The sequence below is a fragment of the Mesorhizobium sp. LNHC252B00 genome (genome assembly GCF_000502955.1).
GTDB lineage: Bacteria > Pseudomonadota > Alphaproteobacteria > Rhizobiales > Rhizobiaceae > Mesorhizobium.
Genome location: NZ_AYWO01000001.1, coordinates 1 through 20226, shown reverse-complemented (window position 1 = coordinate 20226; position 20226 = coordinate 1). Strand labels below are relative to the sequence as shown.

Annotated in this window: 19 protein-coding genes and 1 pseudogene; 16 read left to right on the top strand and 4 right to left on the bottom strand. The window is 63.2% G+C overall.

Features of this window, described 5'->3' with window-relative positions; all coding sequences use genetic code 11:
• Positions 1–127: 127 nt before the first annotated feature.
• Positions 128–889: a DeoR/GlpR family DNA-binding transcription regulator gene (locus X744_RS168980; RefSeq protein WP_023756677.1), complete on the bottom strand. Its 762-nt coding sequence runs from the start codon at positions 887–889 to the stop codon at positions 128–130.
• Between the two features lie 160 nt (positions 890–1049).
• On the opposite strand from X744_RS168980, the gene X744_RS168985 reads away from it, so the two are divergent.
• From X744_RS168985 to X744_RS1000000174860, 13 genes and pseudogenes are all read left to right on the top strand, one after another.
• Positions 1050–1850: a class I fructose-bisphosphate aldolase gene (locus tag X744_RS168985; protein ID WP_023756676.1), complete on the top strand. Its 801-nt coding sequence runs from the start codon at positions 1050–1052 to the stop codon at positions 1848–1850.
• Positions 1851–1853: 3 nt separating this feature from the next.
• The gene (locus X744_RS168990) at positions 1854–2804 is read left to right on the top strand and encodes a PfkB family carbohydrate kinase (protein ID WP_023756675.1); all 951 of its coding nucleotides are present in this window, start codon (positions 1854–1856) and stop codon (positions 2802–2804) included.
• Positions 2805–2892: 88 nt separating this feature from the next.
• Positions 2893–4038 carry an ABC transporter ATP-binding protein gene (locus tag X744_RS168995; RefSeq protein ID WP_023756674.1) on the top strand — a complete coding sequence of 382 codons (1146 nt, stop codon included), beginning with the start codon at positions 2893–2895 and terminating at the stop codon, positions 4036–4038.
• Between the two features lie 109 nt (positions 4039–4147).
• Complete coding sequence (locus tag X744_RS169000; protein WP_023756673.1) at positions 4148–5134, top strand: extracellular solute-binding protein; 987 nt, start codon at positions 4148–4150, stop codon at positions 5132–5134.
• 138 nt (positions 5135–5272) lie between these two features.
• Positions 5273–6169, top strand: coding sequence for a sugar ABC transporter permease (locus X744_RS169005; protein ID WP_023756672.1), 897 nt, complete (start codon positions 5273–5275; stop codon positions 6167–6169).
• Positions 6170–6174: 5 nt separating this feature from the next.
• Positions 6175–7017, top strand: coding sequence for a carbohydrate ABC transporter permease (locus tag X744_RS169010; RefSeq protein WP_023756671.1), 843 nt, complete (start codon positions 6175–6177; stop codon positions 7015–7017).
• Between the two features lie 154 nt (positions 7018–7171).
• Positions 7172–7993, top strand: coding sequence for a sugar phosphate isomerase/epimerase (locus X744_RS169015; RefSeq protein WP_023756670.1), 822 nt, complete (start codon positions 7172–7174; stop codon positions 7991–7993).
• Positions 7994–8004: 11 nt separating this feature from the next.
• Positions 8005–9081, top strand: coding sequence for a Gfo/Idh/MocA family oxidoreductase (locus tag X744_RS169020; RefSeq protein ID WP_023756669.1), 1077 nt, complete (start codon positions 8005–8007; stop codon positions 9079–9081).
• On the top strand, positions 9081–9899 hold the full coding sequence (locus X744_RS169025) for a sugar phosphate isomerase/epimerase (protein ID WP_023756668.1): 819 nt from the start codon (positions 9081–9083) through the stop codon (positions 9897–9899). The genes X744_RS169020 and X744_RS169025 overlap by 1 nt, the downstream gene beginning before the upstream one ends.
• Entirely contained in the window at positions 9899–10732 is an 834-nt protein-coding gene (locus tag X744_RS169030; RefSeq protein ID WP_023756667.1) for an alpha/beta hydrolase, read from the top strand. The genes X744_RS169025 and X744_RS169030 overlap by 1 nt, the downstream gene beginning before the upstream one ends.
• The gene (locus X744_RS169035) at positions 10729–11451 is read left to right on the top strand and encodes a ribulose-phosphate 3-epimerase (RefSeq protein ID WP_023756666.1); all 723 of its coding nucleotides are present in this window, start codon (positions 10729–10731) and stop codon (positions 11449–11451) included. Before X744_RS169030 ends, X744_RS169035 begins: the two co-directional genes overlap by 4 nt.
• The gene (locus tag X744_RS169040) at positions 11448–12470 is read left to right on the top strand and encodes an ROK family protein (protein ID WP_023756665.1); all 1023 of its coding nucleotides are present in this window, start codon (positions 11448–11450) and stop codon (positions 12468–12470) included. The genes X744_RS169035 and X744_RS169040 overlap by 4 nt, the downstream gene beginning before the upstream one ends.
• Positions 12463–12570 (top strand): annotated as a pseudogene (locus tag X744_RS1000000174860) (ABC transporter ATP-binding protein); the annotation flags it as partial. The gene X744_RS169040 and the pseudogene X744_RS1000000174860, both read left to right, overlap by 8 nt.
• 84 nt (positions 12571–12654) lie before the next feature.
• Here the strand turns inward: X744_RS1000000174860 and X744_RS169045 are convergent.
• Positions 12655–13983 carry a dicarboxylate/amino acid:cation symporter gene (locus X744_RS169045; protein ID WP_023756663.1) on the bottom strand — a complete coding sequence of 443 codons (1329 nt, stop codon included), beginning with the start codon at positions 13981–13983 and terminating at the stop codon, positions 12655–12657.
• A 315-nt stretch (positions 13984–14298) separates the two neighbouring features.
• On the opposite strand from X744_RS169045, the gene X744_RS169050 reads away from it, so the two are divergent.
• The 3 genes from X744_RS169050 to X744_RS169060 are packed head-to-tail and all read left to right on the top strand — an operon-like array spanning position 14299 to position 17965.
• Positions 14299–16155 carry a sensor histidine kinase gene (locus tag X744_RS169050; protein WP_032906894.1) on the top strand — a complete coding sequence of 619 codons (1857 nt, stop codon included), beginning with the start codon at positions 14299–14301 and terminating at the stop codon, positions 16153–16155.
• On the top strand, positions 16152–17543 hold the full coding sequence (locus X744_RS169055; RefSeq protein WP_023756661.1) for a sigma-54 dependent transcriptional regulator: 1392 nt from the start codon (positions 16152–16154) through the stop codon (positions 17541–17543). Before X744_RS169050 ends, X744_RS169055 begins: the two co-directional genes overlap by 4 nt.
• Positions 17540–17965 (top strand): GNAT family N-acetyltransferase, encoded by a 426-nt coding sequence (locus X744_RS169060; RefSeq protein WP_023756660.1) that lies wholly within the window; start codon positions 17540–17542, stop codon positions 17963–17965. The genes X744_RS169055 and X744_RS169060 overlap by 4 nt, the downstream gene beginning before the upstream one ends.
• On the opposite strand, the gene X744_RS169065 is transcribed toward X744_RS169060, so the two are convergent.
• Positions 17966–19081, bottom strand: coding sequence for an anhydro-N-acetylmuramic acid kinase (locus tag X744_RS169065; RefSeq protein WP_023756659.1), 1116 nt, complete (start codon positions 19079–19081; stop codon positions 17966–17968).
• Positions 19081–20082 (bottom strand): serine hydrolase, encoded by a 1002-nt coding sequence (locus X744_RS169070; protein ID WP_023756658.1) that lies wholly within the window; start codon positions 20080–20082, stop codon positions 19081–19083. Before X744_RS169070 ends, X744_RS169065 begins: the two co-directional genes overlap by 1 nt.
• Positions 20083–20226: the final 144 nt, after the last annotated feature.

The window sequence follows — 20226 nt, the reverse complement described above, 5'->3', positions numbered from 1 at the left end:
ATATCGGGAGGCTGCCAGCCCTAGGAGGAGAAGATGACAGACATGAAAAACGGCCAACCGCCGGTACTGAGCCTGTGGGTCATGTGCGCATTTGGATATTTCCGTCGCCGCTAGGGACCGCGACGGGTCAGGCATAGATCACCTTGGCCCCGGTCCTATCAAGCTGGCTGCGTATCGCGCCGGACAGGCCATCGTCGGTGATCACAACATCGACGCTCGACAGCGAAAATGCCTTGGAGGTCCCGCTGACGCCCCATTTGCTCGAATCCGCAAGGAGGACAACGCGCCGGGCCATGCGCACGAGGTTCCGCTTCGTTCGCGCCATGTCTTCGTTCACGTCGACCACATCCAGTGACGCGTCGATCGCATGCGCTCCAACAAAGACCTGATGCGCTACCAAGCCGCCGAGAGCCGTGTCGGGATCGGTGATCAGCGTGCTCACCGTGTCTGGATAGACCCGGCCACCGATCATGTGAACGTCGAGTCCGGGCCGATGCATCAGATGCTGCACGATATTCATCGCCGTGGCCGCGACCACGACATTGCTGAGCGGCGGTAAAAGCATGGCAACCTGCATCAATGTCGAGCCGCCGTCGAAGATGACCGATTGGTTGTCCTCGAACAGGTCTATCGCTGCCCGGGCGATGCGTTTCTTTGCATCGAGGTTCGTTTGCATCCGCCGGGCAAACGCGGCCGTGGTCGAATCTGTGGTCCGGGTCACCGCGCCTCCACGGGTCTTGGTCAGCAGTCCCTTGCGGTCCAGTATCTCGAGGTCGGAGCGCACCGTGACTTCCGACACGCCAAAATCGTCTGACAGGTCCTTGATGCGAACCTGTCCGCTGCGTTGCACTTCACCCAGGATCGATTGGCGTCTCTGCTCCGACAACATTGCCTGTCCTTGCCTCCATGCGCCAAGCGATCGCCCTGGCCTCGGTTCACTCTACCAAAAATACGCGAATTCGAAAGCTTTCGAAAGATTGCATTTATCCTTTCTTTCGCAAACACTGATCCAGGATTTTGAAATCAATCGATTGGAGAGTTTTGGACTCATGAGCCTCGGAACCAAGGTGCGCCTGGCACGCCTCTTCTCACATCCATCTGGGAATCTTTTTGGCGGCGCGGTCGACCACTTTGTCGGCTATGGCGACGTGCGCAAAGGAGGTCTTGCCGACCTGCCAGGCGCGCTTGCACGCGTCATGGTGGGCAAACCCGACTACGTCAGCATCCAGCCCGGCACCGCGCGCCATCTGTGGCCGCAATACGCGGGCAAGGCTTCCCTGGTGATCCAGGCAGGCTGCTTCACCCCAGACGATCGCATCAGTGAACTGATTGCAACGCCCGAGGATGCGGTGCGCGCTGGCGCCGATGCGTTGGCCGTGGCCATTCCGGTGCGCGGCGCGACCGAGGGCAAATACATACGCTGGCTGACCGATTCGGTGAATGCGGCGGCCCGTTACGGCATGCCGGTGGTGGCGCATATCTACCCTCGCGATTTCACCGATGGGGCAAAAATCGTCTTCACCCCCGACGAGATCGCCTATGCGGCACGCATCGGCTACGAGTCCGGCGTCGACGTGATCAAGATCGGCTACACGGGCGATTTCGAGTCGTTTCGGGAGACCGTTCGGACCTGCCCGGTGCCGGTCGTGATCGCCGGTGGTCCGAAGACCGACACGCTGCTCGGCGCCCTTCAGCAGACGGCGGACGCCATCCGTGCCGGCGCGCGCGGTGCCGTGGTGGGCCGTAATCTCTGGGGGCATGGCGATCCGGAAAAGGCAGCGATTGCCTTTCGGGGCGTCATCCATGACGGCCTTTCGGCGCAAGACGCCTTGGCGAAGGCGGGTGCCTGAACGATGCCCACCGTCCCTTCAATCCTCGGCTTCGGAGCTATTGCGATCGACGACATCGTCTATGTCGATCAGCCGTTGTCGGCGGGCAAGGGAAAGGTTGTGCAAAGTGCCCGAGCTTTCGGGGGAAATGTCGCGACGGCACTTGCCGCCGTCGCGCGGCTCGGCGGAACCGCCGGCTTCGTCGGATGGCTGGGCAGTGCCGACGACGACGCCGTATTATGCGATCTCGTTGCGAGCGGCGTTGAAACCGCGTTCGCGCCGCGCCACCCGCACGCGCGCCCGGTGCGCTCGCGGATCACCGTCGGTTCGGATGGGGAGCGGTTCATCGCGTATGACGACGACGCGATGCTGGGCACCGCGCCGGACTTTCCGGACGAGGTCCTCAGCCGCGCGACCGTCCTGATCGTCGACAGTTACGGGATCGGGTCGCTGGATGTCGTGGCTCGGGCTCGCGATCTCGGCGTTGCGATCCTCGGAGATGTCGAATGGAGCCGCGGCCCAGCCACCGAGAGACTGATCGGGCTCTGCGACCATCTCATTCTTCCGCTCGGCTTTGCGCGGACCGCCACGGGCCGCCGGTCACCGGCCGAGATACTCGATGCATTGTGGTTGCCATCGCGGTCCGCCGTGGTTCTGACGGATGGTGGCAGGGGCGTTTTCTATCGCGGGCGCGACGAGACAGGGCTCTGGCACCTGCCTCCGCACCAGGTTGCCGTCGTCGACTCGACCGGCGCCGGTGACTGCTTTCATGGCGCCTATGCCCTTGCATTGACGCGCGGGGCCGGCACCGCGGGCCGGGTCGCATTCGCGGCCGCGGCGGCGGCCCTATCGATAACGGGGCGGGGCGGGCGCGAGGCGCTCCCGACCCACGACCAGGTCACGGAACTCCTGGCATCGACGAACGCGCCGTCGGCGGTCGAACTGAAATATGCGCGGCTCGATACCGGAACATAGCCCGAACTATCCGAGGAAATATTTCGCAGGTGAACATAAGCCGAGCATAATCATAAAAATCAGTGGCTTAGACTTGTGGAGGAGGAATATGGCAGAAGTCGTTCTTGAGAATATCTGCAAGACATACGGGAACAATTTTCACGCAATCGACCAATTGAACCTGTCGGTTGAGGACGGCGAGTTTTTGATTCTCGTCGGGCCTTCCGGCTGTGGCAAATCCACCGCGTTGCGGATGATCGCGGGATTGGAGGACGTCACCAGCGGCAGCCTTCGGATAGGCGGAGACGACGTCGTCGACATGCCGCCAAAGGACCGCGACATCGCGATGGTCTTCCAGAGCTATGCCCTCTACCCGCATATGTCGGTGTTCGAAAACATCGCCTTTTCGATGCGGTTGGCAGGCAAGCCGAAGGCCGAGCGCAAAAAGCGCGTGGACGAGATCGCCAAGACCCTTCAACTGACGTCTCTGCTGGACAGCAAACCCGCGAACCTTTCGGGCGGACAGCGTCAAAGGGTTGCCATGGGCCGCGCCATGGTGCGCGAGCCGGCAGCCTTTCTCATGGACGAACCCCTTTCCAATCTGGACGCGAAACTGCGTGTTCAAATGCGCGCCGAAATCACCAGTCTGCAAAAGCAGCTCGGCGTAACGACCATATATGTGACCCACGACCAAACCGAAGCCATGACGATGGGCGATAGGGTCGCGGTGTTGAAAGGCGGCGTGCTGCAGCAGGTCGACACACCCAAGAGGCTCTATGAATCGCCGGTGAACGCCTTCGTTGCCGGCTTCATCGGGTCTCCTTCGATGAACCTTTTCGAGGCGATCCTGACGGGCGACGAACTGATGTCCGGCGTCGTGTCCATCCGGCTACAGAATGCAGCCTTCGTGCGCAGGCCGGGCTTGAGGTCGTATGCAGGGCGCAAGGTCGTGTTCGGGATACGACCGGAGGATCTCTTTGACAGCAGCCTCGAATCCGGCCGCAAGTATCAGACGATACCGGCAAAGGTGACTTCGATCGAAGAACTCGGATCCGAACATATCGTCCATCTCAACATCGACGCGGTCCGGGTGGACTCCGGCGACCCTGACGCGGTGCAGGATTTCGGCCTGGCGTCGAATGCGGTGGCGAAATTCGAACCAGCCAGCACAGTCCGCTCCGGCTCGGAGATCAGGTTGGCCCTGGATGACGCCAAGCTCCATTTCTTCGATTCCGAGACGCACCTGGCGATCTGAATATCCGCGACAAGACCCGCGGGCGAGGGGAGGCGCCTGCATAATGAGACTTCTGAATAACCAGACGATCGGCCGCATTGTGCGGTCGATCCTAAAGAAGGAGGAGAAAATGACGTTTCGTATAAGACCCGCGATGCTGAAAATAGCCGCGGCCGCATGGTTGCTTGGCGCAACCGGCGCCATGGCGGATACGACGCTGGAATTCACCCAATGGTGGGAGCCAGAATTGCCGGCTGGCTCGCTCAGGGCAATCATGGATGACTTCGAGGCCGCAAACCCCGGAATCAAGGTGACACTGGTCAGCGGCCCCTACGCGACCACGCGAGACCAGATCTCGGTNTTTCTCGAAGCCGCCAAGAAGATGACGCACGCCGACAAGAACCAGTATGGCTGGGTGCTGCCCCTGTCGCTGCAAACGCCATCCGGCGTCCAGAACGACATGATGTCGTGGGTTTGGGCTTCGGGTCAGTCGATGATGGCGAACGGCAAGCCAGACCTTGAGGGCAAACCGGTGGTCGATATGCTCACCTTCGTCAAATCACTCAACGACGCCGGCACCATCTCGCCCGGCATCGCCACCAAGACCGAGCAGGAAAAGGTCGAGGAATTCGTCAACGACCGCGCCGGGATGATGATCGACTCGCTCGCGCATGTGAACCTCATCCGCAAGCGCAATCCCAAGCTGAACTTCGACCTCATCCCGGTCCCGGTCGTGGAAAACTATACCGGCAAGCGCGGCCTTCCCTATGCCTCCTGGGGCATCGGCATCTCTGCTGCCTCGAAACATCAGGAAGAGGCCTGGAAACTCGTCCAATATCTGATGAGTGAAAAGGTGAACGCCAAGCTCGTGTCGCTTGCGAACGCCTTCCCGGGTAACGTCAACGCCAAGCCGGATTTCGTGACCTCGGACAAGGCTTTCGGCAAGGCTTTTGAAATCTTCAAGACCGGTTATCTCGCCAACGAGTTCACGGGCCTGCCGGTGGCTGAAGACCTGATGACCCAGTTCGACGTGCAGGCTCAAAAGATGCTCGCTGGTGAGCAGTCTCCGGAACAAGCCGCAGCCACCGCTCAGAAGGGCTGGATGGCGAAATTCTGATCGGCCTGTTCCCGTTTGCTATCTTCGACCGGGTGGCCTGACTTCGGGCAGGCCACCCGGCAACAACGGATCGGCAATTTGAGATGGACCTGTTTCCGAAGCTTACCTTCTTTTGAAGGCGTATCCCAAGGTTGGCACATGACCCGGCAAAAGCGCTCCCACCATAAGCTGAAACGAGCGGTCGCACCCTACCTCTATCTGTCGCCCTCGCTGCTCATAATCGGGCTTCTGATGCTGCTGCCGATGGTGACGGTGATTGCCTACTCGTTCCAGAACAGCGCGGTGCTGCGTCGTGACCCATCCTTTGCCGGACTGAAGCACTACCAGGCGATCTTCGACGACCCCGTGTTCTGGGCTTCGCTGTGGCACACGCTCTACTTCACATGCATGAGCGTCGTCTTCCACATGACAATCGGCATGATCTTCGCGCTCATGCTGAACAGCGACCGCATCAATCCGATGCTGCGCAATATTCTGCGCGTGCTCTACATACTGCCCTGGCTGTTCACCGCGGTGATTATCGCCGTGATCTGGCGCCTCCTGCTTGAGCCGAACGGTGTCGTGAATAGCATTCTCATGCAAATCGGCATCATCGGTTCTAAGGTCGAATGGTTTTCCTCGCCTGAGACCGCGCTGCACGCCGTCACCTTCGCCAATATCTGGGCGGGCTATCCGCTCTTCATGGTCAGCCTGCTCGCGGGTTTGCAGGGCATTCCCAAGGATTTCTACGAGGCCGCCGATATCGACGGGGCAAAAGCCTACCAGAAGCTGATCTTCATCACCATTCCTATGCTGATGCCGATCATCATAAGCATCTCGCTGCTCGACTTCATCTGGACCATGCAGGTCTTCCCGTTAATCTGGATAACGACGGGCGGTGGCCCGATCTACTCGACCGAAGTCCTCAGCACCTACACGTACAAGCTGGCGTTTTCGAGCTACAACCTGTCGCAGGCTTCGGCGAGCGCTGTGGTCATCTTGTTGATCTCTCTCGGCCTGACGCTGTTCTATATTCGCTATCAAAAGGCTCGGTAGTCACCATGAGGAAAAGACATACGCCGAAAGACAGGCTGATCACCGTCGCGCTCCATGTAGCGCTTGCTGCGGGGCTCTTTTTCGCGGCATTCCCGATCTACTGGATGCTGAGCAGTTCGTTCAAATCGAACACCGAGATCTTTGCCCTGCCACCAACAATCCTGCCAAAGGCCTTCACGCTGGAAGCGTATGCAGCCATCCTTGGCGACCCGGTAAAGCTGCGCTTCTTCTTCAACAGCTATTTCGTGGCGGGAGCGGTGACCGTGCTGACGGTGTTGATCGCCTTGATGGCGGCCTACGGCTTCAGCCGCTTCAACTTCCGCGGCAAGGGCAGCCTGAACACACTCATCATCAGCACGCAGACGATTCCGCCGATCACACTTTTGATCCCCTTCTTCGGGCTTGTCGTCTCATACGGTATCTTCGATACCTACGTCGCACTGATCCTGACCTACCTGGTGTTTACACTGCCGTACGCGATCCTGCTGATGACGGGATATCTGAACACCTTGCCCCGCGATCTCGATGAAGCCGTGGCTGTCGATGGCGGCACCAGTTGGACAGCGCTTTGGCGGGTGATCGTCCCGATTTCTTTGCCTGGTATCGTGGCGACCGCGGTCTACACCTTCCTGTTGTGCTGGAACGAATTTCTCTTTGCGCTGACGCTGACGAAGTCAACGTCCATGCGCACCGTCCCGATCGGGATCCAGCTGTTGATGGGGCAGCACGCCTTCGAATGGAACCAGATGATGGCGATGAGCGTGCTCGGCTCGCTACCGCTCTTGCTCATCTACCTCGTTGCCCAGAGGTACTTCCTCGCCGGCATGACCGCGGGCTCGGTCAAGTAGGATGTCCATCCCAGGGAGAACCGAAGGAGCAGGCCCCGCGTATCGCAATCGATGATTTACGCCGATCGTGCTGGTGCTGCTCTTCCCGCGCCACCTCATCGAGCGGCTGACGCAGGGCGCGCATCAAGAATAGGCGGTATCAAGGAATGAAAGGATGAACGTGAAAGACCTCAAAGTCGGCTGCCAGACCTTCACCTGGGAAATGCTTGGCAAGGGCTGGACTGGCGGCCCCGATGATCTGCTCAAGGCGATCACCGATGGCGGCTATACCGGCATCGAAATCACCGACACCATGATCGGTCATTATGCCGGCAAGCCGTCGGAGTTCGCCGCTGCGCTGAACGCGTCCGGGCTGACGCTCGTCTCCTGCGCCTTCGGCTCGAACAGCGGTTTCACGCTGAAGGAGAAGATCAGCGCCGATCTTGAGACCGCCAAGCGCTGGATCGACTTCGCCGCTGCGTTTCCCGGCGCGCTGATCTCGATGGGCTCGGCGACCGTGGTGTCCGAAGGGCCGCGCGACGACAAGTTCGGTATCGCCGCGGAGGTTTACAACAAGGCCGCCGAGATCGGCCGCAAGGCCGGTGTGGATGTCGCGGTACATCCAAGCTCGCACCACAACACGCTGCTGTTCGACCGCGCCGACTACGACACGATCTTTGCCTTGCTCGACCCCGACCTGGTCGGCTGGGTGCCGGATACCGGCCATATCCTGCGCGGCCACAAGGACTTGTCCGACACGCTGCGCACCTATCGCGACCGCATCCGCTACATCCACTTGAAGGACGTCGACGCCAACGGCGCCTGGGCCATGCTCGGCAAGGGCGTCTGCGACACGCTCGAAGTCATCGAGATCGCCGGCACCGCGCCACGCTTCAACGGCTGGGTGGTGCTGGAGGAGGAATCCGAGACGGCCGCCGCCGACCCTGCCGGGGCGGTCAAGACCAACCGCCAGACAATGCGCTCCTACGGCGCCTGAAGAACGAGACGATGATCCAGAAACAGGACAGACGCCTCAGGGTCGGCGTGCTCGGCTGCGGCCCCATCGCGCAGTTCGCGCATCTGGAATCCTGCGTCAAGGCCGGCAATGCCGACCTTTATGCCATCTGCGACGCGGCGCCCGATCTGCTGGCCCGCATGGGCGCCACCTACGAACCGCAGAAGATGTATGGCGACTATGACGCGATGCTCGCCGATCCCGAACTGGAAGCAGTGATCGTCGCCACGTCGGACGCCTATCACGTGCCGATGTCGATCAAGGCGCTCGATGCCGGCAAGCATGTTCTGTGCGAAAAGCCGATCGGAACTTCGGTCGAGGAAGGCGAGGCGCTCGCCGAAGCGGTTAGGCGTTCGGGCAAGGTGCTGCAGGTCGGGCACATGAAGCGGTTCGACCCGGCGCTGGAAGCAGCGCGCGACTTCGTCCGCGACGAGATCGGCGAGGTGCTGGCGCTAAAGGCCTGGTATTGCGATTCCACCCATCGCTACACCAACACCGATGCCGTGCAGCCGCTGCCTGTCACCAGCAAGCTGGCGATGAAGCCGGCGGGCAATCCCAAGGCCGATCTGCGGCAGTATTTCATGCTGGCGCATGGCTCGCATCTCGTCGACACGGCGCGCTTCCTGTGCGGCGATATCATCGCCGTGCGCGCCCGCCTCAACGAACGCTTCGGTGCCTATTGCTGGTTCGTGGAGACCGAGTTCGCCAGCGGCGCGCTCGGCCATCTCGACCTCACCGTCGCCGTACGCATGGACTGGCACGAAGGTTTTCAGCTTTATGGCGAGAACGGCTCCGTCATCGCCAGGACATTCAACCCCTGGTATTTCCGCGCCAGCGAAGTCGAGATCTTTCATGAGAAGACCGCCACGGCCCACAAGCCGCTCGGCGCCGACGGCCATTTCTTCCGCCGCCAGCTGGAAGGTCTTGCCCAAACCGTGCTGGAAGGCACGCCGATGCGCGGCGCCAATGTCGAGGACGGCGTTGCGTCGATCCGCGCCATGATTGCCATCGCACGCTCGGTAGCATCAGGTGAACGCGTTGAGCTCGCCTCGGTTTCGGGAGCGGTTTGATGCGTCTCGGCATTTTCGCCAAGATCTTTCCCGGTGCCGAGCCGGCCGCGGTGCTCGCAGCCGTTCGGCAGGCGGGATACGAGGCGACGCAGTTCAATCTCGCCTGCGCCGGCCTGCCTTCGATGCCGGATGTGGTGCCGGCGGATGCCATTGCAGCCATCCGCGCCGCCGCGCAATCGAGCGGTGTTTCACTCGCCGCACTGTCGGGCACGTACAATATGGCGCATCCCGACAAGGCCGTGCGCGACGAGGGCCTTCGGCGTCTCGCCGTCGTCATCGAAGCGGCTGCTGCCCTTGACATTCCGCTGGTCACGCTCTGCACCGGCTCGCGCAACGCCGTCGATCAGTGGGCGTATCATCCTAACAATGCCACGCCTGCCTCCTGGTTCGACATGGCCACCGAGATGTCGAAGGCGCTGGCGCTGGCCGAAGAGGCCGGCGTCGATCTCGGCATCGAGCCCGAACAGGCCAACATCGTTACCTCGGCCAAGGATGCGATCAGGCTGATCGCCGAGATGGGATCGAAGCATCTGAAGATCGTGCTCGATCCGGCGAACCTGTTCGAACACGCGACGCCCGACGAGGCGCGCTCCATCGTTGCCGCAGCGATCGACGAGGCAGCCGGCCACATCGCCATGGCGCACGCCAAGGATCGCCACGGTGACGGCCGCTTTGCCACGTCTGGGCAAGGCATCGTCGACTTCCCCGATTTCGTCGCGCGGCTCAAGGCAGTCGGCTTCGAGGGATCGCTCGTCACCCACGGCCTGTCCGCCGAGGAAGCTCCCGGTGTCGCTGCCTTCCTGCGAGGACTGCTCTGATGGGCGCAGCACCGGCAATCCTGCTTCGCGACGATGCGGCACTTCGTGTTTTCGACACGCGGCAAGCCGGGCTTCCCGTAGTCTTCCAGCATGGCCTTGGCGGCGATGCCGCGCAGGTGGCGCTGAACTTTCCCGACAGTCCTTCCTACCGCCGGCTGACCGTCGAATGCCGCGCGCAGGGCGGCTCCGGCGCCGGCAGCGGTCGCCCCTTTTCGATCGACATGTTTGCCGACGATGTGCTGGCTGCCGCCGATGCGGCTGGCATCAAGCACTTCGTTGCCGGCGGCATTTCGATGGGCGCGGCCATCGCCTTGCAGCTTGCCGTCCGGTATCCGGACCGTGTCCTGGGTTTGGTGCTTTTGCGCCCGGCCTGGGCTTTCGAAGCAGCGCCGCAAAACATGCGCCCTTACGTGGAAGTGGCGGAATTCATCCGCAACGGTTCGCTTGATGAAGCGCGCGATGCCTTCGCTGCCTCGGCGACGGCAGTCCGGCTTCGCACGGAAGCACCGGATAATCTCGCCTCGTTGCTTGGCTTCTTCGCACGTGAAAATGCGGCTGTCTTCGCCGAGGTGATGCAGGCGATCGCAGCGGATGGGCCTGGCGTCACGCGGGTGGCGGCCGCCGACCTCGCAATCCCGACGCTCGTCATCGGCAGCGGTGTCGACCTCGTCCATCCGCTGGCGACCGCTCGCAGCCTTGCCGACGCCATCCCTTATGCAGTCTTCACCGAGGTGGCGCCGAAGGCCACCGACAAGGAACGCCATTTCGCCGAGATCCGCGCTGCTATCGCGGGCTTTCTCGATGCTCGTTTCAACAACCAGGACCAGTCATGATTTCGAAACCAGTCTCAGGCCCGGCCGCTATCGCCGCATTGCCACGCGATCGCATGATCGCTGAATTCTCGCTGTGGTCCGCCGACCTCGTCAATTTCGAGAGCGATCTCAGGCGTATCGAGCCCTATGTCGATCTTCACCACATCGATGTGGCGGATGGGCATTTCGCCCCGTCCTTCCTGTTCTTTCCTGATCTCGTCGCCCGCATCGCCAGGCTGACAGCCAAGCCCATCCATGTCCATCTGATGATCGACAAAGCAATCGTTGAGGCGCAGACGCGCCAGTTCATCGAGGCCGGCGCCGACATGATCAGCGTCCATGCCGAGAATGGCGAGGCGGGGTTGCGCGCCGTCCGGTTGGCCCGGGAACTCGGCGCCGAAGCCGGCGTCGTGCTCAGGTTGGAGACGCCGGTCGAGACGGTGACGCCTTTCGTCTCCGAGGTCGCCTTCGTCACGCTCCTCGGGACGGCAATCGGCGTCAAGGGGCAGAGCCTCTCGGACAAGGCCTGCGACAGGCTACGCGACGCCCGCGCCGTCCTCAAGCAGGCCGGCCGCGAGGCAGACGTGGTTCTGGCGGCCGATGGCGGCATCCGCCACGAGACGGTGCCATTGCTGCGTGCCGCCGGGGCCGAAACCGTGGTTCTCGGTTCGCTCGCCTTCGGCGACAAAGACCTCGCCGGCCGCATCGCCTGGCTGTACGGATTGAAGGTCGCGGCATGACAATACAAGCCGCCCTCGCGATCGATCTTGGCGGGACGGAGCTTCGCGCCGCCCTGGTCGACCGTGAAGGCAAGATCCGGGCATTCGCGGCGGTGCCGACGCAGGCGCACGCTGGTCCCGATGCGGTGATCGGCCAGATCGAGGCGCTGGCGGCAACCGTGTATGCCGAGGCCCCGGCGCTCGCCATTGTCGGTGTCGGCGTTGGCGCGCCGGGGCCGCTCGATCCGCAAGCCGGCATTGCGGTCGGACCGCCGACGCTCGCCGGCTGGCTAGACGTGCCGCTTGCCGATATCCTCGAACGGCGGCTCGGTCTGCCGGTGCGGCTGGAGAACGACGCCAATGCCGCCGCGCTCGGCGAATGGCGCTTCGGCGCCGGTCATGGTGCGCGCTCGCTGGTCTTCGTCACGGTTTCCACCGGCATCGGCGGCGGTGTCGTCGTCGACGGGCGCATCCTGCACGGCCGCCGCGGCCTTGCCGCCGAGATCGGCCATATGACCATCACCAACGAAGGCGAGCGCTGCATATGCGGCGTCGTCGGCTGTTTCGAGGCGATCGCTTCTGGAACAGCGCTCGGCCGCCGCGCCACCGCCGCCACGACCGCCGGCGACGGCTCGACGTTGCGGCGCCTGTCTGCGGACGCGGAGGTGACTGGCCGCCATGTCGTCGAGGCGACGCGGCTGCGGGATGGCCTTGCCTCGGCATTGCTGGATGAGGAAGCCCGCTGGCTAGGCGTCGGCTTCACCAACCTCTTGCATCTCTATTCGCCCGATGTGCTGGTCGTCGGTGGCGGCATTGCAAATGGCCTCGACCTGATGCTGCCGACCATCGAGGCGACGATCAGGCAGCGGGCCATGCGCGCCTATCGCGACGTGCCGGTCGTTCAGGCCCAACTCGGCCGCCACGCCGGTCTCGTCGGCGCCGCCAGCCTTGTCCTGTTCGATGATGTGGGCACCCTGGCGGCTCGCATGCCTGTCGGCCCGAGCACCTATCCGGACCAGAGGAGGGACTTCAATGGCTGAGTTCAAGGTGCGCGGTGCGCGCAAGTCCTATGGCGAGGAGGTGATCAAGGGCGTCGACCTTGATGGAGGCGACCGCGAATTCGTCGCCTTCGTCGGGCCGCGGAAAATCGACGTTGCGACCTGAACGACAACGGCCGGAGGCGGCATGCCTCCGGCCGTTGTTGGTATGAGACCGGACGGATTATTACTCGGCGGGAACGACATCCGCCGGCAGGTTGTCATCCGCGGTGCCCGCCAGCGCTCTCGCCAGCTTGGCCTCGTCGAGTTCGCCTTCCCAGCGCGCCACAACCAGCGTGGCGACGGCATTGCCGACGAAGTTGGTCAGCGCCCGGCACTCCGACATGAATCGGTCGACGCCGAGGATCAGCGCCATGCCGGCGACCGGCACCGCCGGAACCACCGAAAGCGTGGCGGCAAGGGTGATGAAGCCTGCCCCGGTGATGCCGGCGGCACCCTTGGACGAGAGCATCGCAACCAGCAGCAGCAGGATCTGGTCGCCCATCGACAGGTGGATGTTGGTTGCCTGCGCGATGAACAGCGCAGCCAGCGTCATGTAGATGTTGGTGCCGTCGAGGTTGAACGAATAGCCGGTCGGAATGACCAGACCGACCACCGAGCGCTTGGCGCCGGCCTTCTCCATCTTCTCCATCAGCGAGGGCAGGGCTGCCTCCGACGATGAGGTGCCCAGCACCAGCAACAACTCTTCCTTGATGTAGCGGATCAGGGACAGGATGGAGAATCCGTTGTAGCGGCAGACCGCACCCAGCACGACGAAGACGAACAGAAACGACGTCACGTAGAAAGTGCCGACCAGCATGGCGAGGTTGATGACCGCGCCGATGCCGTATTTTCCGATGGTGAACGCCATGGCGCCAAAAGCGCCGATAGGGGCTGCCTTCATCAGCACGCTGACCAGCTTGAAGATCGGCGTCGTCAGCGCCTGCAGGAAATTGAGGACGGGCGTGCCCTTGTCGCCGACCAGCGCCAGCGCAATGCCGAACAGCACCGAGAAGAACAGCACCTGCAGGATGTCGCCGTCGGCAAAGGCACCGACGATCGTCGTCGGGATGATGTTCATCAGGAAGCCGGTGACCGACTGGTCGTGCGCCTTCGCGGCATAGGTGTTGACGGTCGAGGCATCGAGCGTCGCCGGGTCGATGTTGAAGCCAGCGCCCGGCTGCACGACATTGGCCACAACAAGGCCGATGATCAGCGCCAGTGTCGAGAAGGTCAGGAAGTAGAGCATCGCCTTGCCGGCGACACGCCCGACCTTCTGCAGGTCGCTCATGCCGGCAATGCCCGTCGTCACGGTCAGGAAGATGACCGGGGCGATGATCATCTTGACCAGCTTGATGAAGGCGTCGCCGAGCGGCTTCATGCTTTCGCCGATCGACGGATAGAAATGGCCGAGCAGGATGCCGACGGTGATCGCGACGAGCACCTGCACGTAGAGTTGGGCATAGAAAGGCTTGCGCCGCGCGGAAGCCGCGCCTGAATGATCTGCGATGTGCATCGAACTCTCCCTGCCGGATGGGGCGGAATGCACCGCCCTGCGTGACTTCTCCCATCGCGGCGCTCCGGTCGCACGCCGCTGCAAGGACTTTTGCAAGCGTCGTGCCAGATCGGGAAAAGGCCGGAATCCCGGTATTTCGGCCCTTGTTCGAAATTAAGCGGGCAATGCCTGTGCGGATTTCCGCACAGGCATTGTTTGCCTGGGCGGATTTTCGCATTACACTGGCCGCAAAGCCGGGAACGCTTGAGGAAGAGGAGCGGGCAGACGTCGCAAGCAGGCACCGATAGCGAATCCCCTGGATTTGCCGGACGTCAACTGCTGCGCGAGGTGGCGGCCCGGCTGCGCGATGGCCGCTGGCTTGTCGTGGTCGTCGCCCTTGCCTTCCTGGCTGGCGCGATTGCAATTGCCGGGCGCATTGCCTCCGGCCAAGCGGCAGACAATCTGCGCGACACAGCGCTTGCGGCCCTGCCGCTGGCGGCGGGGACGCTGACCGGCGAAATCGAAAAGCAGCGTCTGGTTCCCTTGGTGCTGGCACGTGACGACGCTGTGCGCGGCGCTCTGCGCCGAGCCGGAAAAATGCAAGAAAAGGCCCTAAACGACAAGCTCAAGGCGATTGCCGGCGATGCCTCGGCGTCCGCCATCTATGTCATCGACACGGCAGGCATCGCCATATCGGCCAGCAATGCCGGCGAACCGACCAGCTTTGTCGGCACCGACTATAATTTTCGGCACTATTTTCAGGAGGCCATGGCGAAGGGTGCCGCCAGCCAATATGGCCTCGGCACGATCAGCGGCAAGCCAGGCCTTTATTTGGCCAGCCGGGTCGACGATGGCGCCAAGCCGCTTGGCGTGGCGGTATTGAAGGTCGAGCTAGACAGCGTCGAAGCCAACTGGCGCTCCAGCGGCTTTCTCGTCTTCGTCACCGATGAACGTGGCGTGGTGCTGGCTACCAGTCAGCCCGACTGGCGGTTTCGTGCCCTCGCACCACTCTCGGCGCAGGACACCGCCGCTGCCCACGAGCAGCTCCAACTGGCCGATGCCGGCTTCGAGCCCCTGCCGATCCGACGCGGCGCTGGTGACGGCCTGGCGACGATCGACAGTGCCGGCAAGCATCGCCAGTTCGTCGAGGTGGTGCAGGACCTGCCGGGTGCTGTCCCCGGTTGGCGTCTCTGGCTGCTGACGCCCGCCGATGCTGCTCTCTCCGCCGCCGCCAACACGGCGCGCCTCACCACACTGCTCGGCTTGCTGCTGATGGGCTTGCTAACCTTTGTGCTTACCCGGCGCCGGCGCGCCCACCGGCTGAGGCAGGAAGCGCTGGCGCGGATGAATGTCGAACTGGAGAGCCGGGTCAGCATGCGGACGGCCGAGCTGACGCGCTCCAACGCCGCACTTGCCGGCGAAATCGCCGAGCGCGAGAACGCCGAAGCCAAGGTCCGCCGGCTGCGTGACGACCTCGCCCAGGCCAACCGGCTTTCCATCCTCGGCCAGATCGCGGCCGGCGTGGCGCACGAAATCAACCAGCCGGTCGCCGCGATCCGCACTTACGCCGAGAATGCCGGCCGCTTTCTCGACAGCGGCAAGACCGAACCGGCCAGCGGCAATCTGACGTCGATCGTCTCGATGACCGAACGCATCGGCGCGATCACCAGTACCTTACGCAACTTCGCCCGCCGGCCAGGAGTCGCCGCATCGCCGCTGCCGGTGCGCGAAGCGATCGACGGCGCGCTGTCGCTGCTGTCCGGCCGCATCCGCGATTCCGGCGTGACCATCGTCAAGCCGCGTGGCAACGCGTCGCCGGTCGTCATGGCGAGCCGCATCCGGCTGGAGCAGATCCTGGTCAATCTGTTGCAGAATGCGCTCGACGCCATGAAAGACCAGCCCGATCCCCGCATCGAGATTGAACTCGCCGAGCGCGACGATAGGGTGCTCATTTCGGTGCGCGATAACGGCCCCGGCCTCGGGGCGGAGGCCGCCGGCAGTCTGTTCATGCCGTTCCAGACCACCAAAGAAAAGGGGCTTGGCCTCGGACTGGTGATTTCGCAGGAGATCGCCCAGGAACTCGGCGGCACGCTGCGGCTCGATCCCGGCAGCGCCAGCATCCCCGGCAGCGCCAGCGCCCCCGGTGGCGCCAGCGGCGCATCCTTCACCATCGACCTGAGGCGGATAGAATGACGGACCGATCAGGGCTGGTGGCACTCGTCGACGACGATGCGGACCTGCTTCACGCCACCAAGCAATTGCTCGAGCTTGCCGGCTTCACCGTGGCCGCGCTCGACGCCGCCGAGGCAGCCCTTGGTGTCGTCGACGGGAATTTCGAGGGCGTGGTCGTCAGCGACATCCGCATGCCGGGCATGAATGGTCTGCAGCTGTTCGATCGCATCAAGGCGATCGACCCGGATATACCGGTGATCCTGGTCACCGGCCATGGCGATGTCGATCTTGCGGTGGCCGCGCTCAAGGACGGCGTCTACGATTTCATCCCAAAGCCCTATGCCGGCGATCGCCTTGTCGAGGCGCTGAAGCGGGCAAGCGAGAAGCGGCGGCTGGTGATGGAGAACCGGCGGTTGCGCGAAGTCGCAGCGCAGGCTGCCGACGGTCTGCCGCTGATCGGCGAAGCGCCCGCCATCAGAAGGCTGCGCGAAACCTTGCGCCAGATCGCCGACATGGATGTCGACGTGCTGGTTGAGGGGGAAACGGGAACCGGCAAGGAAGTGGTGGCGGATCTGCTGCACAGATGGGGGCGGCGCCGGGCAAAACCCTTCGTGGCGCTGAATTGCGGCGCGCTGCCTGAGACCGTCATTGAAAGCGAGCTGTTCGGCCATGAGGCGGGCGCGTTCACCGGCGCGCAGCGGCGGCGCATCGGCCGCATCGAGCATTCCAGCGGCGGCACGCTGTTTCTCGATGAGATCGAATCCATGCCGCCAGCCCTCCAGGTCAAGCTGCTGCGGGTGCTCGAAACGCGCAGCGTGACACCGCTTGGCTCGAACGAGACCCGCCGCGTCGACCTCAGGGTCGTCGCCGCGACCAAGGTCGATCTCGGCCGGCCAGACCGGCGCGGCGACTTTCGCGAGGACCTGTATTTTCGCCTCAACGTGGTGACGCTGCTCATCCCGCCCCTGCGTGAGCGGCGCGGCGACATCCCGATGCTGTTCGGGCATTTCCTCGGCAAGGCCTCGGAGCGGTTCGGCCGGCCCGTCGCCAAGGTGAACGCCGCAGTCAGCGACCATCTCCAGTCGCATGCCTGGCCGGGCAATGTGCGCGAGCTCGCGCATTTTGCCGATCGCGTCGCGCTCGGCCTCGGCCCGGACGATGAGACGAAGGTGGTACCCACCCGCCTACCGGAACCAGAGGCGACGCTGCCCGAACGGGTCGGCCTCTACGAAGCAGAACTCATCCGCGATGCGCTGCGCGACCATGGCGGCGATGTGCGCAGCGCCATCGATGCGCTCGGCGTGCCGCGCAAGACCTTCTACGACAAGCTCAAGCGCTACGGCATCGCCGCGTCCGAATTTCGCAATGGCGGCGATCAGGACGCGCACCCTATTCGGGGATCGATATGAAGACGACACTTGAAACGACGACAAATCCCCTGCCGGAAGAACTCACCTTTCTCGGCGAGCGTCTGACGGCGTTCAACGATGGCGATGTCGGTGCTTCCAAAAGGAAGGCCTTGGCCGTGTTCGTGCGCGACGAGGCCGGTGCGGTCGTTGCCGGCATTTCGGGCTACACCGCCTGGGGCTGGCTCTATGTGCAATGGCTGTGGGTCGATGAGAGGCTGCGCGGCCAGCAAGTGGCCGGCACTATGCTGGACGCGGCCGAACAGGAAGCTGTTGCGCGCGGCTGTAAAAATGCCTGGATCGACACCTTCAATCCAAACGCCGCCAAGGTCTATCAGCGCCAGGGTTATCAGCCGTTCGGAACGCTTGCCGATTTCCCGGTCGGCCGCAGCCGCATCTTCCTGCAGAAGAAACTGGTTGGCTGACTATCCGGCCAGCCGTCCGCCGCGCATCGGTTTCGGTGCGCCTGTCGTGCTCGGGAAACTGATCGGCAAGCCGCGTAGCACGCGAACCGCGAGGAACGCAAAGCACTCCGCCTCGACCGCGTCCCCGCTCCAGCCCAGGGTCTCGGCCTGCACCACCTCGACACCGGCACGGCTGGCGAGCATTGCCATCATCGTCGGGTTGTGGCGCCCGCCGCCGCTGACCACCAGCTTTCTAGGCCGCCGTGGCAAAAGGTCGAGCGCCTTGCCGACGGCAGCAGCAGTGAAGGCGGTGAGCAGGGCAGCACCGTCTTCGGCGTTCAAACCGTTCGCCATCACGGCACCGAAGTCGAATCGGTCCAGCGATTTGGGATAGGCTTTGGTCAGATAGGGGTGCTGCAACAGCTTGGCGAGCCTTGCCTCATCGACCGTTCCCGCTCGGCCAAGTGCGCCATCGCGGTCCATTTCGCCGAGCCCTTTCGATTTGATGAAATCATTGAGCGGCGCATTGGCGGGGCCGGTATCGAAAGCAACGACATTGTCGGCGCCGTCCCACCAGGTGATGTTGGCGACGCCGCCCAGATTGAGCACCGCCACCTCGCCATTGGCGCCGGCGCTGCGCATCAGCGCCGTGTGATAGACAGCGGCCAAAGGCGCGCCTTGCCCACCGGCGCGCATGTCGGCCGAACGGAAATCGTAGGCGACCTTGGTGCCCAACAGGGCGTGCATCAGTTCGCCATCGCCGAGCTGCCGGGTCTGGCCCAACCGTCCGGCCTGCGGCGCACGATGCAGCACCGTCTGGCCGTGAAAGCCGACGACACCGATGTCGGCCATCGTCATGCCATAGCCTTCGACCAATTCCCTGACCGCCGCCGACTGGGCTCGCGTCAGCGCTTCCTCCGCCTTGCGAAAGATCGCCGGCTCCGGCCCGGTGAAGTTCCAGGCCCGTGCCTCCATCAGAGTCTCTTCCAGCAGGGTGCGGATCGACGAGGGATAAGGCATCAGCCGATAGGTGCCGAAATCGTCGATCCGTTCGCCATCGGTCTTGATCAGTGCGACGTCGATGTTGCCGTCCAGCACGGTGCCGGTCATCAGGCCGACGGCCCAGATTGGTTCCATTATTGAGCTCCATTGACGAGATCGCCGACCGCCTGCCGAAGCGAACCGATTCCACTGTCGAAATGACGTGTCGGATGGATCCGGTTGGTGAGCAAGGTCCAGGCCTTGCCTCCGTCGAAGTCGATCCACAGTCCCGTGCCGGTAAAGCCGGTGTGGCCGATAGTGCCCGGACTGCACAAGGTCCCGCCGGACCAGCCTTCATAGGGGCGCTCCCAGCCATGGGTGCGGGTGGCCGACAGCGGCGTGCGCATCAGCGCGATCGAACGTTCGGATGCGTCGCTCAGCAGCCCTTGCGCGAAATCCAGCACCGAAGCGGCTGTTCCGAACAGGCCGGCGTGACCCGCGCCTTGCAGCGCCGAGCAATTGTCGTCGTGGACCTCGCCGGACAGCACGCGATGGCGCCAGGTGCAGTCCTCGGTCGCGGCGGCAGCATCCGGTTCGGCGGACCAGGCGAATCCGGGGCCGGGATCCATGTTCCGGATCGTTTTCCCCGACAGCCGCTCCAGCGCAAAGCCGAGCAGGATGAAGTTGATGTCGGAATAGACCGGGTCGCGGGCCCGCCATTCGCGCTGCAGGACGAAGGCGCGCAGCAGTTCGGGGTCGCGCCCATACGTGTAGATCGGCTCGACCGCCGGAAAGGGCGTCTGGTGGCCGAGGCACTGCCGAAACGTCACCTTCCGCTCCCAGGCTTCGGCATCATACTGGCGCAGGTCCGGCAGCACCGAGACCAGCGGCGCATCGAGATCGATGACCCCATCTTCCGCCAGTGCCAGGATGCGCGGCGTTATGAAGATGACCTTAGTTAGCGATGCCAGGTCGAACCAGGTGTTGTCCCGCATGGGGCGGTGCTTCGGCACTAGCTGGGCCGAGCCGATCGATCGGATGATGCGGCCGCCGTTTTTATCGGCGATGCCGAGCACGCCGCCGGGTATGCGCTTGGTGGAAACTGCCGTTGCTAGCGGTTGGAATGCGCGATTGAAGAGTTGGGAGAGGTGGTTCAATGTTGGCCTCCGTCCGAGAGGCCGTGATCCGTCACACCCCCCTCTGTCCTGCCGGACATCTCCCCCGCAAGGGCAGGGCTATCGCATATGAGTAAAGAGGCTAAGCAGGTTTTGATCGGCCCATCGTGCCTTGAGTCGTTTGTG

Coding starts and splice junctions, on each gene's coding strand:
- X744_RS169020 (WP_023756669.1), top strand. CDS start 8,005: ATGATCCAGAAACAGGACAGACGCCTCAGGGTCGGCGTGCTCGGCTGC.
- X744_RS169040 (WP_023756665.1), top strand. CDS start 11,448: ATGACAATACAAGCCGCCCTCGCGATCGATCTTGGCGGGACGGAGCTT.
- X744_RS169060 (WP_023756660.1), top strand. CDS start 17,540: ATGAAGACGACACTTGAAACGACGACAAATCCCCTGCCGGAAGAACTC.
- X744_RS169065 (WP_023756659.1), bottom strand. CDS start 19,081: ATGGAACCAATCTGGGCCGTCGGCCTGATGACCGGCACCGTGCTGGAC.
- X744_RS168985 (WP_023756676.1), top strand. CDS start 1,050: ATGAGCCTCGGAACCAAGGTGCGCCTGGCACGCCTCTTCTCACATCCA.
- X744_RS168980 (WP_023756677.1), bottom strand. CDS start 889: ATGTTGTCGGAGCAGAGACGCCAATCGATCCTGGGTGAAGTGCAACGC.
- X744_RS168990 (WP_023756675.1), top strand. CDS start 1,854: ATGCCCACCGTCCCTTCAATCCTCGGCTTCGGAGCTATTGCGATCGAC.
- X744_RS169010 (WP_023756671.1), top strand. CDS start 6,175: ATGAGGAAAAGACATACGCCGAAAGACAGGCTGATCACCGTCGCGCTC.
- X744_RS169055 (WP_023756661.1), top strand. CDS start 16,152: ATGACGGACCGATCAGGGCTGGTGGCACTCGTCGACGACGATGCGGAC.
- X744_RS169035 (WP_023756666.1), top strand. CDS start 10,729: ATGATTTCGAAACCAGTCTCAGGCCCGGCCGCTATCGCCGCATTGCCA.
- X744_RS169005 (WP_023756672.1), top strand. CDS start 5,273: ATGACCCGGCAAAAGCGCTCCCACCATAAGCTGAAACGAGCGGTCGCA.
- X744_RS168995 (WP_023756674.1), top strand. CDS start 2,893: ATGGCAGAAGTCGTTCTTGAGAATATCTGCAAGACATACGGGAACAAT.
- X744_RS169045 (WP_023756663.1), bottom strand. CDS start 13,983: ATGCACATCGCAGATCATTCAGGCGCGGCTTCCGCGCGGCGCAAGCCT.
- X744_RS169015 (WP_023756670.1), top strand. CDS start 7,172: ATGAACGTGAAAGACCTCAAAGTCGGCTGCCAGACCTTCACCTGGGAA.
- X744_RS169025 (WP_023756668.1), top strand. CDS start 9,081: ATGCGTCTCGGCATTTTCGCCAAGATCTTTCCCGGTGCCGAGCCGGCC.
- X744_RS169030 (WP_023756667.1), top strand. CDS start 9,899: ATGGGCGCAGCACCGGCAATCCTGCTTCGCGACGATGCGGCACTTCGT.